This is a genomic window from Amycolatopsis ultiminotia (genome assembly GCF_039536925.1).
Taxonomy (GTDB): domain Bacteria; phylum Actinomycetota; class Actinomycetes; order Mycobacteriales; family Pseudonocardiaceae; genus Amycolatopsis; species Amycolatopsis ultiminotia.
This window is the reverse complement of record NZ_BAAAZN010000066.1, coordinates 1-599: the sequence shown is the minus strand read 5'-3', so window position 1 is coordinate 599 and position 599 is coordinate 1. Positions and strand designations below refer to the sequence as shown.

Below are 599 nucleotides of genomic sequence, written 5' to 3'. Positions count from 1 at the left end.
TATACGTTGGGTTTGGAGGGTCCGGCGGTCACTGTTGATACGGCGTGTTCTTCGTCGTTGGTTGCTTTGCATTTGGCTGTGCAGGCGTTGCGGTCGGGTGAATGTGATTTGGCGTTGGCTGGTGGTGTGATGGTGATGGCGGATCCGACGGAGTTTGTGGGTTTTTCGCGGCAGCGGGTGCTTGCTGCGGATGGTCGGTGTAAGGCGTTTGCGGCTGGTGCTGATGGGATGGGTATGGCCGAGGGTGCGGGCATGGTGCTCGTCGAGCGGTTGTCGGATGCTCGGCGTCATGGGCATGAGGTGCTGGCGGTGGTTCGTGGCAGTGCGACGAATCAGGATGGTGCGTCTAATGGTTTGACTGCTCCGAATGGTCCGTCGCAGCAGCGGGTGATTCGTCAGGCGTTGGCTGGTGCTGGTTTGTCGGCTTCGGATGTTGATGTGGTTGAGGCGCATGGTACGGGTACTGAACTGGGTGATCCGATTGAGGCGCAGGCGTTGTTGGCGACGTATGGGCAGGGTCGGGTGGAGCCGTTGTGGTTGGGTTCGGTGAAGTCGAATATTGGGCATAGTCAGCAGGCTGCTGGTGTGGCGGGTGTGAT

Annotated in this window: 1 protein-coding gene; it reads left to right on the top strand. The window is 59.6% G+C overall.

The genetic code is table 11. From position 1 onward, the window contains the following. On the top strand, positions 1 to 599 hold a 599-nt coding region (locus ABD793_RS42575; protein ID WP_344869582.1), incomplete at both ends, for a beta-ketoacyl [acyl carrier protein] synthase domain-containing protein.